This window comes from Thermosynechococcus vestitus BP-1, assembly GCF_000011345.1.
GTDB classification, from domain to species: Bacteria; Cyanobacteriota; Cyanobacteriia; order Thermosynechococcales; family Thermosynechococcaceae; genus Thermosynechococcus; species Thermosynechococcus vestitus.
The window spans coordinates 120,118-132,146 of the sequence record NC_004113.1 but is presented as its reverse complement, the minus strand read 5'-3'; the positions used below and the strand labels follow the sequence as shown (position 1 = coordinate 132,146).

11 protein-coding genes are annotated in these 12,029 nt (G+C 53.3%); 5 read left to right on the top strand and 6 right to left on the bottom strand.

Features of this window, described 5'->3' with window-relative positions; genetic code table 11:
• Nucleotides 1-144: 144 nt before the first annotated feature.
• The gene (gene chlP, locus TLL_RS00745; protein ID WP_011056005.1) at nt 145-1,353 is read left to right on the top strand and encodes a geranylgeranyl reductase; all 1,209 of its coding nucleotides are present in this window, start codon (nt 145-147) and stop codon (nt 1,351-1,353) included.
• A gap of 24 nt (nt 1,354-1,377) precedes the next feature.
• On the opposite strand, the gene TLL_RS00740 is transcribed toward chlP, so the two are convergent.
• Genes TLL_RS00740 through rpsD form a run of 3 tightly spaced genes read right to left on the bottom strand, consistent with a single transcriptional unit; the run spans nt 1,378 to nt 3,378 of the window.
• Entirely contained in the window at nt 1,378-1,647 is a 270-nt protein-coding gene (locus TLL_RS00740; protein ID WP_011056004.1) for a YciI family protein, read from the bottom strand.
• A 9-nt stretch (nt 1,648-1,656) separates the two neighbouring features.
• The gene (prfA, locus tag TLL_RS00735; protein WP_011056003.1) at nt 1,657-2,751 is read right to left on the bottom strand and encodes a peptide chain release factor 1; all 1,095 of its coding nucleotides are present in this window, start codon (nt 2,749-2,751) and stop codon (nt 1,657-1,659) included.
• Nucleotides 2,752-2,769: 18 nt separating this feature from the next.
• On the bottom strand, nt 2,770-3,378 hold the full coding sequence (gene rpsD, locus TLL_RS00730) for a 30S ribosomal protein S4 (protein WP_011056002.1): 609 nt from the start codon (nt 3,376-3,378) through the stop codon (nt 2,770-2,772).
• A 325-nt stretch (nt 3,379-3,703) separates the two neighbouring features.
• Here rpsD and TLL_RS00725 point away from each other — a divergent pair, with 325 nt between their 5' ends.
• Together TLL_RS00725 and TLL_RS00720 are read left to right on the top strand one after the other, a co-directional pair.
• Complete coding sequence (locus tag TLL_RS00725) at nt 3,704-4,429, top strand: NnrU family protein (protein ID WP_011056001.1); 726 nt, start codon at nt 3,704-3,706, stop codon at nt 4,427-4,429.
• 67 nt (nt 4,430-4,496) lie between these two features.
• Nucleotides 4,497-6,383: a chloride channel protein gene (locus TLL_RS00720; RefSeq protein ID WP_011056000.1), complete on the top strand. Its 1,887-nt coding sequence runs from the start codon at nt 4,497-4,499 to the stop codon at nt 6,381-6,383.
• Here the strand turns inward: TLL_RS00720 and cobA are convergent.
• Both cobA and TLL_RS00710 read right to left on the bottom strand, forming a co-directional pair.
• Entirely contained in the window at nt 6,357-7,124 is a 768-nt protein-coding gene (gene cobA / locus TLL_RS00715; protein WP_011055999.1) for a uroporphyrinogen-III C-methyltransferase, read from the bottom strand. The genes TLL_RS00720 and cobA overlap by 27 nt on opposite strands.
• A gap of 53 nt (nt 7,125-7,177) precedes the next feature.
• Nucleotides 7,178-7,819: an L-threonylcarbamoyladenylate synthase gene (locus TLL_RS00710; protein WP_011055998.1), complete on the bottom strand. Its 642-nt coding sequence runs from the start codon at nt 7,817-7,819 to the stop codon at nt 7,178-7,180.
• A 785-nt stretch (nt 7,820-8,604) separates the two neighbouring features.
• On the opposite strand from TLL_RS00710, the gene TLL_RS00705 reads away from it, so the two are divergent.
• On the top strand, nt 8,605-9,009 hold the full coding sequence (locus tag TLL_RS00705) for a hypothetical protein (RefSeq protein WP_011055997.1): 405 nt from the start codon (nt 8,605-8,607) through the stop codon (nt 9,007-9,009).
• Nucleotides 9,010-9,304: 295 nt separating this feature from the next.
• Nucleotides 9,305-10,555 carry a hypothetical protein gene (locus TLL_RS00700; RefSeq protein ID WP_011055996.1) on the top strand — a complete coding sequence of 417 codons (1,251 nt, stop codon included), beginning with the start codon at nt 9,305-9,307 and terminating at the stop codon, nt 10,553-10,555.
• A 6-nt stretch (nt 10,556-10,561) separates the two neighbouring features.
• On the opposite strand, the gene TLL_RS00695 is transcribed toward TLL_RS00700, so the two are convergent.
• On the bottom strand, nt 10,562-11,965 hold the full coding sequence (locus TLL_RS00695) for a BCD family MFS transporter (RefSeq protein ID WP_011055995.1): 1,404 nt from the start codon (nt 11,963-11,965) through the stop codon (nt 10,562-10,564).
• Nucleotides 11,966-12,029: the final 64 nt, after the last annotated feature.

The following is a 12,029-nucleotide window of genomic DNA, read 5'->3' as shown; positions in this document are numbered from 1 at the left end:
GATCTATCCTAGCAGATCACTCAGGATGGCCAAATGTTGAAAACTGTTACAGATGCGGCTTTTCGGGATTAAATCCTTGAAGACAAAAAATTCCCGTGATAGTATCCAAACTGTTGTTTGTTAGCCAAAATTGGGAGTTGTCCGTTGTCACTTCGGGTAGCAGTAGTCGGTGGGGGTCCAGCGGGTTCCTCAGCCGCCGAAACCTTAGCCAAAGCCGGAATCCAAACCTATCTCTTTGAACGTAAATTAGACAATGCCAAGCCCTGTGGCGGTGCGATCCCCCTGTGCATGGTCAGTGAATTTGACCTACCACCGGAAATCATTGACCGCCGCGTGCGCAAAATGAAAATGATTTCCCCCTCCAACATTGAGGTGAACATTGGCCATACCCTCAAGGAGCACGAGTATATCGGTATGTGCCGCCGCGAGGTCCTCGATAGCTTTATGCGCAATCGGGCAGCGGATTTGGGCGCCAACTTGATCAATGGCACTGTCTTTAAGCTAGAACAGCCCACCACCAGCGATCGGCCCTACACCCTCCACTATGTCCAAGAGGATGGCACAGCTCAGACCCTCGAAGTGGATGTGGTGATTGGTGCCGATGGGGCAAATTCTCGCATTGCCAAAGAAATTGATGCCGGCGATTACAACTATGCCATTGCCTACCAGGAACGGATTCGCCTACCTGAGGACAAAATGGCTTACTACAACGAGTTGGCAGAAATGTACGTGGGGGATGACGTGTCCCCTGACTTTTATGCGTGGGTTTTCCCGAAATATGACCATGTAGCCGTGGGCACGGGCACGATGAAGGTCAACAAAGACCGTATTCGGGAATTGCAAGCAGGAATCCGCAGCCGCGCTGCTGCCAAACTGGAAGGAGGGCAAATTATTAAAGTGGAAGCCCACCCCATTCCTGAGCATCCTCGGCCTCGGCGAGTTGTCGGTCGCGTCGCTCTTGTGGGGGATGCGGCTGGTACCGTGACCAAGTCCTCCGGAGAAGGCATTTACTTTGCCGCCAAGTCCGCCCGCATGTGTGCTGAAACGATTGTCGAGACCTCCAACGGCGGTCGCCGTATCCCTACGGAAGCCGATCTCAAGCTCTACCTGAAGCGCTGGGACAAAGCCTACGGCATGACCTATCTTGTTTTGGATCTGCTGCAACGGGTCTTTTATCGCTCCGATGCCACCCGTGAGGCTTTTGTGGAGATGTGTAGCGATCTTGATGTGCAAAAGCTCACCTTCGATAGCTACCTCTACAAGACCGTTGTACCCGCTAATCCCTTAGTGCAGTTGAAAATTACTGCAAAAACGATTGGCAGCCTGATGCGGGGAAACGCCCTTGCCCCCTAGGGAGGTTCGGATCCGCCCTCGCCCCTAGAGGGCTTGGATCCACTCATGAATACTGTAGTCTGTCCACACCTGATGCTGCCAGTAGGGGTCGTTTTCAATGAGTTGGCGCACGGTTTCTTCGCTATCCGCCTCGTAAATAGCAAAAAAGTAGCGCAGGTCTTTGGTCGGGCCAATGGTGATGAGTAGTCCTTGGTCTTTTTGAGCCGCAAGGCCATTGAGGTGTGCCTGGCGATGGGGGGCACGCCGTTCAAGGACATCTTCGCAGTAGCGTCCCCAAGCCACAAATTTAGTCATTTGATCCTCCTAGGCTTGTTCGGCAGCAAGTTGCGCCAGTTGTTCCTGCTGATCACGGCTGATGCAGGCCTGGATAATCGGTTCCAAATCCCCCTCTAGGACGCTGCTGAGGCTAAAGTTTTGTCCTAAACGGTGATCGGTCACGCGGTCATCTTTGTAATTGTAGGTACGGATTTTTTCGGAGCGATCGCCCGTGCCCACCTGAGAGCGGCGCATGGAAGTAATGGCTTCCTGTTGTTCCCGCAGCTTTATTTCGTAGAGTTTGGCACGGAGAATCTGGAACGCTCGCTCTTTGTTTTTCAGTTGACTCCGCTCTTCAGTGCAGAAGATACGAATTCCCGTTGGCTTGTGGTATAAATCAACAGCGGTTTCCACCTTATTGACGTTTTGGCCGCCGGCGCCGCCAGACCGGGCGGTGGTAAGTTCAATGTCCTTTGGATCAATTTCCACCTCCACCTCATCCACCTCAGGCATCACAGCTACGGTGGCAGTGGAGGTATGAATTCTGCCGCTGGCTTCAGTGGCGGGTACCCGCTGCACCCGGTGCACCCCCGATTCATACTTCAGCTTGCTATAGACGCGATCGCCCTTGATTTCAAGGATGGCTTCCTTGAAGCCGCCCATTTCAGCCAAGGATTCACTCACGAGGGTCACTTGCCAGCCTTGGGTTTTGGCATAGCGGGAGTACATCCGCACCAAGTCACCGGCCCAAATTCCTGCTTCATCACCCCCTGCCCCTGCCCGGATTTCCAGCATAATGTTTTTTTCGTCATTGGGATCACGGGGCAGCAGCAGAATTTTCAGGCGTTCCTCGAGTTGGGCAATGCGGTGGCTGAGATGAGCAATTTCCTCTTCAGCCATTTGCCGCAGTTCCGGCTCATTGGCCGCTTCCTTATGCAGCTGACGAGCATCCACCAGCTGCTGATTGAGAGATTGCCATTCGTGGTAGGCATTCACCGTCTCCTCTAGGGCAGCACGGGAGCGAGCCACCTTCTGAAATTCAGTTGGATTGACTGCCACATCGGGATCCGCCAAGCGACGGGTCAGCTCCGTAAAGGTTTGCTCGACAGTGCGGAGTTTTTCCAGAAGATAGGCTTCTGCCATAGGAAAGGCGGCGATCCTCTAAACTTTGCGGGAGTAGTACTCAACCACGAGGAGTTCATTCACTTCAAGAGCCACCCATTGGCGCTCAACGATACCGGTCACTCTGCCGGTGAGGGTGCTTTTATCGAGTTCCAAGTGGCTGGGGAGATTGGCAAGACCGGGATTTTGAAGGTTGGTTTCCACCAGGCGACGCGATCGCTCGTTATCGCGAACAGTAATCACATCCCCCGGACGGCACTGATAGCTAGGAATAGAAACATTGCGACCATTAACCAGAATATGGCCATGATTCACCAATTGGCGAGCTGCCGGAATCGTGGGGGCCATTCCAAGGCGGAAAACGGTGTTATCCAGCCGCATTTCCAACAACTGCAGGAGGGTTTGCCCAGTGGAACCACTCACACGGCGGGCTTTGCGGACATAGCGCACTAGTTGCCGCTCCGAGACCCCGTAGTTGAAGCGTAGTTTTTGCTTCTCCTCAAGGCGCAGCGCATATTCCGAACGCTTTTTGCGGGCTTGGCCGTGTTGACCGGGGGGATAGCTCCGCTTGGGGACTTTGCGGGTGAGACCAGCCAGTTCACCCAGACGACGGACAATTCTCAAACGAGGGCCACGATATCGAGCCATGCAACTATACCCAACCTACAGTGATGATGGTGTCCAAACCAAAAATGCACAAAAGATACACTGATGTGCCGAGGGCAATTTAATCAGCTTAGCTAGTGTATCAAGGGAATGGGTGCGATCGCAACCCTAGGACAAGGATTTTGAGGCGCCTCACGGCTTGGCTGCAAGGCTTTGAGTTCGAGTCAATTAAAGATAAAAATTGATGCCGGATGCCCTCAAGCCTTGACTATAGCTCATAGGCTTGGTTTTGCTGCTCAGTTCCATTGCTTTACAAACCGCCTGACCCTTTGGGATCATGGGAAGGGAGCTCAATCGTGGGGAGTAGATGGGCGTGGATCACCACAGTTGGCAAACCAGTTCGCAGTGGATCATGGTGGGGCTATTGCTCCTGTTTGCGATCGCCCACAGTGGCTTGGCCAGCTTACGCCCTTGGGCAGAAAAGCGGCTGGGTGCCCGCCTTTATCGCATTTTTTTTGCCTCAGTCAGTCTGCCTTTAGCCACAATCTTGATTCTTTACTTTTTGGCTCATCGCTACGACGGCGTCCAGCTATGGCAACTGCAAGAGGTGCCGGGAATGGGGGCGCTAGTGTGGGGACTATCGGCACTTTCGTTTCTCTTTCTTTATCCAGCCACATTTAACCTGCTGGAAATTGCCGCTGTGCAAAAGCCAGAGGTACACCTCTACGAAACGGGCATTATTCGCATTACCCGTCACCCGCAGTTGTGGGGACAGCTCATCTGGTGTGTGGCCCATACCCTGTGGTTGGGCACATCCTTTACGTTGCTCACCTCCCTTGGCCTCATTGCCCATCACTGCTTTGGGGTTTGGCATGGCGATCGTCGCTGGTACGCACGGCATGGAGAAGCCTTTGCTGCCCTGAAAAACCGCACTTCCATCATTCCCTTCAAAGCCATTTGGGAGGGTAAGCAACAACTGGTGTGGCAGGAATTTTTGCGCCCCGCCTATGGGGGAGTGGTCATTTTTGTCGCCTTGCTGTGGTGGCTGCATCCCTACTTTTACCATGTGACACCGCAACTGTTGCCCTTTTAGCCTCTTCCCTGGAAATTGCGCATAATTGAGTTAGAGTTATCCCGTTTCAGGCAAAGTTTTTCCACCAGTGTCCTCCCTCTCCCGCCTTTCTGCTGGCGAATCTCGCCTCACTCGTCTTTTCAACCAATTGCAGCCTCCCCCGGAAACGGTCGTACTGGTCTTGGCGGTGCTCATTGGCGGCAGCGCTGGCCTCAGTGTGCTGCTGTTTCGTTACCTGATTGAAACAATTCATCACCTTGCCCTTGAAAACTTGATGGGGATCATTGGTCACTGGGGGGGGTGGACACTGGCCTGTGTTCCGACCCTAGGGGGCTTGCTGGTGGGGATGATGCGTTGGTTTGTCCAAGAGTTTAGTCCCAACCTGATGTCATTGATGAGTGCTGTCGAAGCTGGGCAGGAAATTCCTCTCATACGCCCCATTGCCAAAACCCTTGCGGCGGCAATTTCCCTAGGTACAGGTGCATCCCTTGGTCCAGAAGGACCCAGTGTGGAAGTGGGCGCCAACATCGGCATTCTCCTTGGTCAGGGGCTCAAGGTCTCGCGAGAACGGCAAAAGTCGCTCCTTGGTGCAGGGGCAGCGGCAGGTTTAGCAGCAGGCTTCAATGCTCCGATCGCTGGCGTCTTCTTTGCCCTAGAGGTGGTCTTAGGAACCACCTTTGAAACAACGGCTGTGAGTGTGGTGCTTTTGGCCGCTGTGATTTCTGCGCTCATTACCCAAATTGGCTTGGGGTCACAACCTGCCTTTGAGCTGCCCGCCTATGAGGTACGTAGTTCCCTTGAGTTGCCCTTGTATTTGGGCCTGGGACTGTTGGCCTACGGCGTTGCCATTGTCTATACCCAGTTACTTCAGTGGCTCCCGCAAATCTTTCAGGGGAAGATTCCACCTATGCAGTTTTTAGGTCGCATTCCCCTACCCCTGCGTCCCTTGATGGGGGGGCTCTGCGTTGGCTTGGTTGCCCTGTATTTGCCGCAAGTGCTGGGCATTGGCTATGAAACAGTGGAAGCAATCCTCAGGGATGTGAATTTTTCCCTCGGCTTGCTGTTGGTCTTGCTAGTTACCAAGATGCTCTTAACAGCAGTGAGTGTAGGCAGTGGTCTAGTGGGGGGCATCTTTGCGCCGGCACTCTTTTTGGGAGCTTCCCTTGGTGCTGCCTACGGTAAGGTGTTACCTATTCTCTTACCGATGTTTGCCAACAGTATTGCGGCTCCTGCCGCCTACGCAACCGTGGGAATGGCCGCCGTCCTTGCAGCTAGTGTCAATGCACCCTTAACCGCCATTTTGCTGCTTTTTGAAATGACGCGGGACTATCGCATTATTTTGCCCCTGATGGCAGCGGTGGGCTTAAGTGTCTGGTTAGTGAATAGTTTTAGTGTGCAAAAACCGGGTGAGCTGCCCGCCTTGGCACCCAGCATTGAGTCCCACAAGGAGGAGCAGGAGGAAAATCTCCCCAATCTTTCTGTGGCAGAGGCCATGCAATCGCCGGTGCTGTTTCTCAGCGAAGCGACCCCTGTGGTCGAAGCGGGCTTGCAACTCATTGAAAAAAAAGTCTACTGTGCCTTTGTCACCGATAGTCAGCAGGACTTGATGGGGTTGATCACCCTTGGGGATATTAGTCGGGTGCTGACCCGTTGGGAAGCGGATCAGGAAACAACCGCCTATCCAACCCAAACGGTGGGGAGCGTCTGTACGCGAAACTTATTGCTGGCCTACAGTGATGAACCCCTGAAGGACGCCATTGATCGCATGGCGGCGCGGGATTTAAGGCAGTTACCTGTGGTGGATCGCAACAACCCACAACGGGTGTTAGGACTACTCACCAGAGAGAATATCCGCCTTGCCTATTCTCTGGATCAAACGCGACGTAAGCTACTGCCCTATTTGGAGCGGACGATGCTGTCGTTGCCCCTAGAACCTGAACCTGTTGCTTCAGGCTTGGTGGAGACTTCCCCCTAGCTGGGAGCGCAGGTGAATGACCTCACCAATGACAATCAAAGCAGGCGTTTGAATCTGGGCCTCGTCATAGGTGGCGATCGCGCGCTCTAGGGTTGTCACCACTACCCGTTGTTGCGGTGTTGTCCCTGATTCAATAAAGGCCAAGGGAGTCTGGGGCGATCGCCCCCCTGCCAGCAATTGCGGCACAATTTCCCCCAGATGGTGGAGCCCCATGTAAATCACGATCGTATCCACCGCAGTTGCCAGAGCTGGCCAATTGACGCGGGGTTGGTAGCGACCAGCAGCCTCATGGCCAGTGACAAAGACCACCGAAGAACTAAAATCCCGATGGGTGAGGGGAATGTGCGCATAGGCAGGTGCAGCCACGCCACTGGTAATCCCCGGCACCACCTCCACAGTAATGCCAGCCTCGATTAGCGCCAAACACTCTTCACCCCCTCGGCCAAAGACAAACGGATCACCGCCCTTGAGGCGGACAATGACCGCATGGCGCTGTGCCAACTCAATCAACAGGCGGCAAATCTCTGGTTGGGAAAGGGTATGGTTGCCCCGCCGCTTGCCCACATGAATTTTTTCTGCTTTGGGGTTGATCAAGTTAAGAATTTCGGGGCTAATTAGGGCATCGTAGAGCACCACATCCGCCCACTCCAGCAGGTTCTTGGCACGCACCGTCAGTAGCCCCGCATCGCCGGGGCCTGCGCCCACCAAATATACTTTGCCAATTAATTGTGATGAACTCATTCTTGAATTAAACCTTGCCTAGCGGTTTCCACCGACCGAAGACCTCGAGTGGCTCACTCAACGGTCACCATTTCTGCCGGCAGTGCTTCCCAGCCTCGTCCCTTGCGCACCAGTAGGGGTGGTTCGACGGTGAGATCAAGGATACTGGACATTTGCTGTGTCGGCGGTTCCCCCGTATCAATCATCAAATCCACCCGCTTGTCAAAGGCATCGAAGAGATCTGCGGTATTCACATAATAGGTCTCATCGTCGGGTAGTCGTGCTGAGGTGGAGATGATCGGATTGCCCAAGGCAGTCAACAGCGCTTGGCTCACCACATGGTCAGGCACGCGGATCCCCGTCGTTTTGCGTTTGGGATTTTGGACAAGGCGGGGCACCAGTTTGGTAGCGGGCAGCAAAAAGGTGTAGGGTCCCGGAATTAGGCGACGCATGAGGCGATAGGCGGAATCACTGACATAGGCATACTGGGCAATATTGGAGAGAGAAGAGCACAAAAAGGTGACGGGTTTATCGTTAGAGAGTTGCTTGAGTTGGCGTACCCGTTGCACCGCTCCCTTGTGGTTCATGTCACAGCCAATGGCATAGACCGTATCTGTGGGGTAGAGCATAACTGCCCCTTCTTTGAGAGCCTCAACAATTTGGGCGATCGCGCGGGGCTGGGGGTTGACAGGATGAAGCTCAAAAATTGCTGCCATTCAACAATCCGCAAGGGCTCTGCTGCTAGGGTGTAGTTTTAGTTTAACGGCAACCGCCTGCGCGAAGACACCCCCTACAATCCTTCGCGGGAATGGTCGGCTAACTACGTTTGGGGGAGCCCAGAAGTGTTGAATCTTACAACAACACTTAATCTTCTAAGTAACGAGTCGCTCTGGCTGCCAATCAAAGGGCTAATGTACTATTTTTCTAGCCGCTTAAACGATACTTCTGGGGGGAGCCAATTCTGGGTCACAACCCTCCCTAGGAGCTGTGGGGAAGTTTCAGGAAAGGTACTCAGTGGTAACCCCGTTGGCTCTGCTACTTAACAGTGAGCACGTCCATAGCCTGGAGCAAGGTTAGCGCGCTGCGTCATCCCTCAAGGGAGGACTATCAGCTACAATCGCTCAAGTTGACAGGGCATCCATGATCGAATCCAACTAACTATCGGAGCGGTGCTGGGATTGATCTTGCCCCTTTAAGAGGTGTAGAACTAGCGATTGATGGCGTGCCATTCACTTTTGCCCAAGGCCTCTACCTCGAGAATGAGAGGGGGCAGAGCCAACCCCTGCTATCGTCCTTCTGGTAATCATAGCTGTTTCTGCAATCTGGGCACTGTCATCTTGATTCTAGTGCTGCTGCATTCTTCCTAGATGGGGCGTGCCAGCATTCACTATTTTGGCAGTCAATTTTCACAATGGCGGAACCGCAAGACGTTGCTCGCGGTCTCTAGCTCCAGCACTGCGTAGAATGCAGTACACTGTATGAGGTTAGTGGATGGTTCTCGATGAAAAACTCCTGGCGCTATCTCCTGCTTGCCTTGGGTGTGGGGCTGGCGATCGCCCTTGTACCTCGGTTACCTGTTTTTCAATCTCCCGACATGGCCATGGCGCAGGGAGCTAGTCGGACTATTTCTCCCCAAGGGCTGGCGAACCACCTGAAGAAAATCAATGCCAAAATGTACGGCGCCTACTGGTGCCCCGCTTGTATGAAGCAAAAGGAACTCTTTGGCAGCGCCTTTAAGACCATCAACTACATTGAGTGTGATGCACGCGGTACCAATGGCCAACCAGAATTGTGCAAAGAAGCCCATATCCGTGCTTATCCCACATGGGAAATCAACGGTAAACGCTATGAGGGCGTCTATCCCCTAGAGGGTCTCGCTCAGCTTTCGGGGTATGCGGGGCGCTGATGCTCTCGAGGCCTAAAAAGTCTTTTGGGGAGAGAGTTTAGAACCAACTTTTATAGTCAGTTGTCAATTAATTGTCCTACTGCTGATCATCAAAAGGCAGTAGGGCCTTTGCACTCTTCAGGGATCGAAAAAACCTCGGTCATTCTTGTGATTAGGATCACGACAAAAACGTGGTTTCGATCACCAATCAACAATATGTTGCCTTCTATCATGCAGATATGTCGAGACCTCTCAGCTGTGCCCCCGAATTCCAGCACTATCGGTAGCAGCGTGGCTTAGGAGCACATTCCTCCCCATGAATACTTGGATCAAGGGAAACGACTACCAACTGATTTACGATCATTTGCTGGAATGCGTGCAGCATGAGAGCCCGCAGCAAGTCATTGAGCGGTTTCGTGCCCTGTTTCTCATGGGCTATACCTATCCCGATCGCCAGATTCAAGAGGCGATGGATCGGATTGTGACTGGGGCACGGGAGGCAGACCATTTCCGTCCCTTTATGAACCGCTGCTGCCACATTCTAATTAACCGCTGGCAATCGCGTCCGTTGCTCCAAGGGGCCGTTCCCCAATTTCTGGCCATGCTGCAAACCCCTGTGGGGATGCCGGCGGGGGGGCTGAGCCGGACACCGATGGTGCGGAAGCTGCGGCTACTCGTCAAGGATTATCTAGAGAGTGAAGCATTTCAAAAACTCCAGCGCGTGGTGCAATTCCTGCAGGAGGATGCCCAAGATACTTGCCAAATTCAACAAAATGGCGATCGCCCCCTTGCCACCCTCATTCGCCGCTACCCCTATCTTTACAACCACTGCCTAGTGGGGGATGACACCCCACCGGAAGAGCTGCGCTACATTCAAGAGGTTCAGCAAAAAGCCACCCAGGAATTTGAAATGAACCTGAGCCACTACCTCACCAGTGAGTTTCGCCGTGCCCAGGGACATCAAAATATCCCCCCCATAAAAAATCCCACCCTGCTTTCTGCGGAGGAAGTCAAAACCTCGATTCAACATTTTGTCGGTAAGGTGGATGGCCGCCACACCTATCGCGACTTGGCCAGTCAATTTGAGCAGCGGCTGCAACGGCTGAAATCCACCTGCGACTTTCGGGACGCCTTCTTCCACTACTTGACAGACACGACGGCGGATGTGGGTCGGGGTCGGTTTCGCCAGCGCTTTTACCAGTATTTGGAAACGCTGCCCCTCTTTCAGCAGCCCCAGCCTCTAAATGAATTCACCATTGTGCGCACCTGTAGCCAGACCCTCAACTACTTGGTTGTCGAGAGCGCCCAAAACCCCAACCATCTGGTTTTTGTTGATTTGCTCAATACCATCGGCACGGCGGCCACCATTGGCCTATTGCTCAAGATTGTTCTCCTCAGCAGGAAAGTGAAACCCTACCTCGAAAAACGCTTTGCCATCCTGTTTAACCACTACCAGTCCTTTAGTCGCGGCAAGGTGCGCTGGCTGGTCAATTGCCTAGAGCATTTTAATATCGCCCATGTGACCCACTTTGGCAAATTGGATTTCTCCTTTTTTGCCCACTGGTAAGCTCCTCTATTCCAATTCCTCAGCCAAAACCTTGGCGATCGCCACCTGAGATTGTTGCCGAAATTGACTCACATCGACTTGTTGAAGAAGCAAAACGGCGGCCAGCATTCCCAGCATCGGCAGACAAAAGACAAAGCCATAGGCGAGGATCGGCACACCAAACAGTTGACGACCAATATCGAGAGCGGTCCCGCCGACAACGGTGGCTGATCCCCGGGCAATGGCCTGCGCCAAGCCCCAAGCGCCAATGAATGTCCCTGCCGTTTCTGCCGCCGTTAAATCCAGCATCAGACTCAGGGCGCCTGTTGTTGTTACGCCTGCGGCAATGCCAAAGAGAAAGAGTTGCAACTGAAAGAGCCACACCTGCTGCGTGACGCCTGAGATGATAAGTAGTAAAAACATCAAGGCCACTCCCCAACAGCCATAGGTAGTGGTTCGAATCTTGCCGAGGCGCGGCACAATCAAAAATCCTGTGAAACTCAAACCAACCAGGGTGCCCATGCCCCAATAGGCATTCAAGCGGGTAGTTTCAGCAATTGTCATGCCAAAGACTTCACCGCCAAAGGGTTCAAGAATCGGCTCCTGAATAAATAAACTCAGGGTCATCAGAACAAGAAAGAGAAAAAAGCGCCATGTTTGGGAGTTGGCAGTAAGAATTTTGAGGGCGCGACCAAGGGTGATGTTTTCAGGGTTGTTACAGGCGCGACTGCGCACATGGTAGCGGGAATACTTGGCTTCAACTCCCCAGGTGCTAGCGATCGCGAGAGCAAAGACCACCGTCAAAACCACCAAAAAAAGACGATTGACACTTTGTTGCAGAAGGTCGATGGGGGTATCTAGCTCCAATTGCCGCAGCAGGACGCTACTGAGAATGGCACCGACAACAATGCCCACGGTCAACATGGACCAGACAATGCCCACCAATTTGCCTCGATCCTCTTCTTCGGAGACATCCACCAGCAGGGCAGCAAAGGGAGTCGAGCTACTGCTGACACAAATGCCATAGGCGGCAAAGAGCAATCCCAACAGGGCAATCCACCCTTGAGTGAACAGACTCCAGCCCGCTTGATCTAAACTTTGCCCCACCTGCCAGATCACTTGAACAATGGCATAGGTGACCAAGGTAAAGGCCAAAGCCCCACCCCAGACATACCCCGTGCGATGATAGCCACCAATGGGATGGGCATCGGAGAGCTGACCAAACCACACCCGCACCGGTGCGACAAATTGATGCATGGCGATCGTGAGGGTCACCAATGTCGCCGGCACCGCCAATTCCTTGATCAAGATGCGGTTGAGAACCCCCAACACCAGAATCGACATCATGCCCAGTCCCATCTGAAAAAGACCCAAGCGAAACATGACCCACAGGGGCAGCGGCGGGGGTGTAGCGGCAGAAGGAGTGGCCATACCTCACTCAACTCACATCACTAATAGAGGATAATAAATGATTTTCAGGGCAAATTTAGATTGC

What these genes read in the sequence shown, in the direction of transcription:
- TLL_RS00740 (WP_011056004.1), bottom strand. Translation starts at nt 1,647, where the DNA reads ATGACTAAATTTGTGGCTTGGGGACGCTACTGCGAAGATGTCCTTGAA.
- prfA (WP_011056003.1), bottom strand. Translation starts at nt 2,751, where the DNA reads ATGGCAGAAGCCTATCTTCTGGAAAAACTCCGCACTGTCGAGCAAACC.
- rpsD (WP_011056002.1), bottom strand. Translation starts at nt 3,378, where the DNA reads ATGGCTCGATATCGTGGCCCTCGTTTGAGAATTGTCCGTCGTCTGGGT.
- TLL_RS00725 (WP_011056001.1), top strand. Translation starts at nt 3,704, where the DNA reads ATGGGCGTGGATCACCACAGTTGGCAAACCAGTTCGCAGTGGATCATG.
- cobA (WP_011055999.1), bottom strand. Translation starts at nt 7,124, where the DNA reads ATGAGTTCATCACAATTAATTGGCAAAGTATATTTGGTGGGCGCAGGC.
- TLL_RS00710 (WP_011055998.1), bottom strand. Translation starts at nt 7,819, where the DNA reads ATGGCAGCAATTTTTGAGCTTCATCCTGTCAACCCCCAGCCCCGCGCG.
- TLL_RS00705 (WP_011055997.1), top strand. Translation starts at nt 8,605, where the DNA reads ATGAAAAACTCCTGGCGCTATCTCCTGCTTGCCTTGGGTGTGGGGCTG.
- TLL_RS00700 (WP_011055996.1), top strand. Translation starts at nt 9,305, where the DNA reads ATGAATACTTGGATCAAGGGAAACGACTACCAACTGATTTACGATCAT.
- TLL_RS00695 (WP_011055995.1), bottom strand. Translation starts at nt 11,965, where the DNA reads ATGGCCACTCCTTCTGCCGCTACACCCCCGCCGCTGCCCCTGTGGGTC.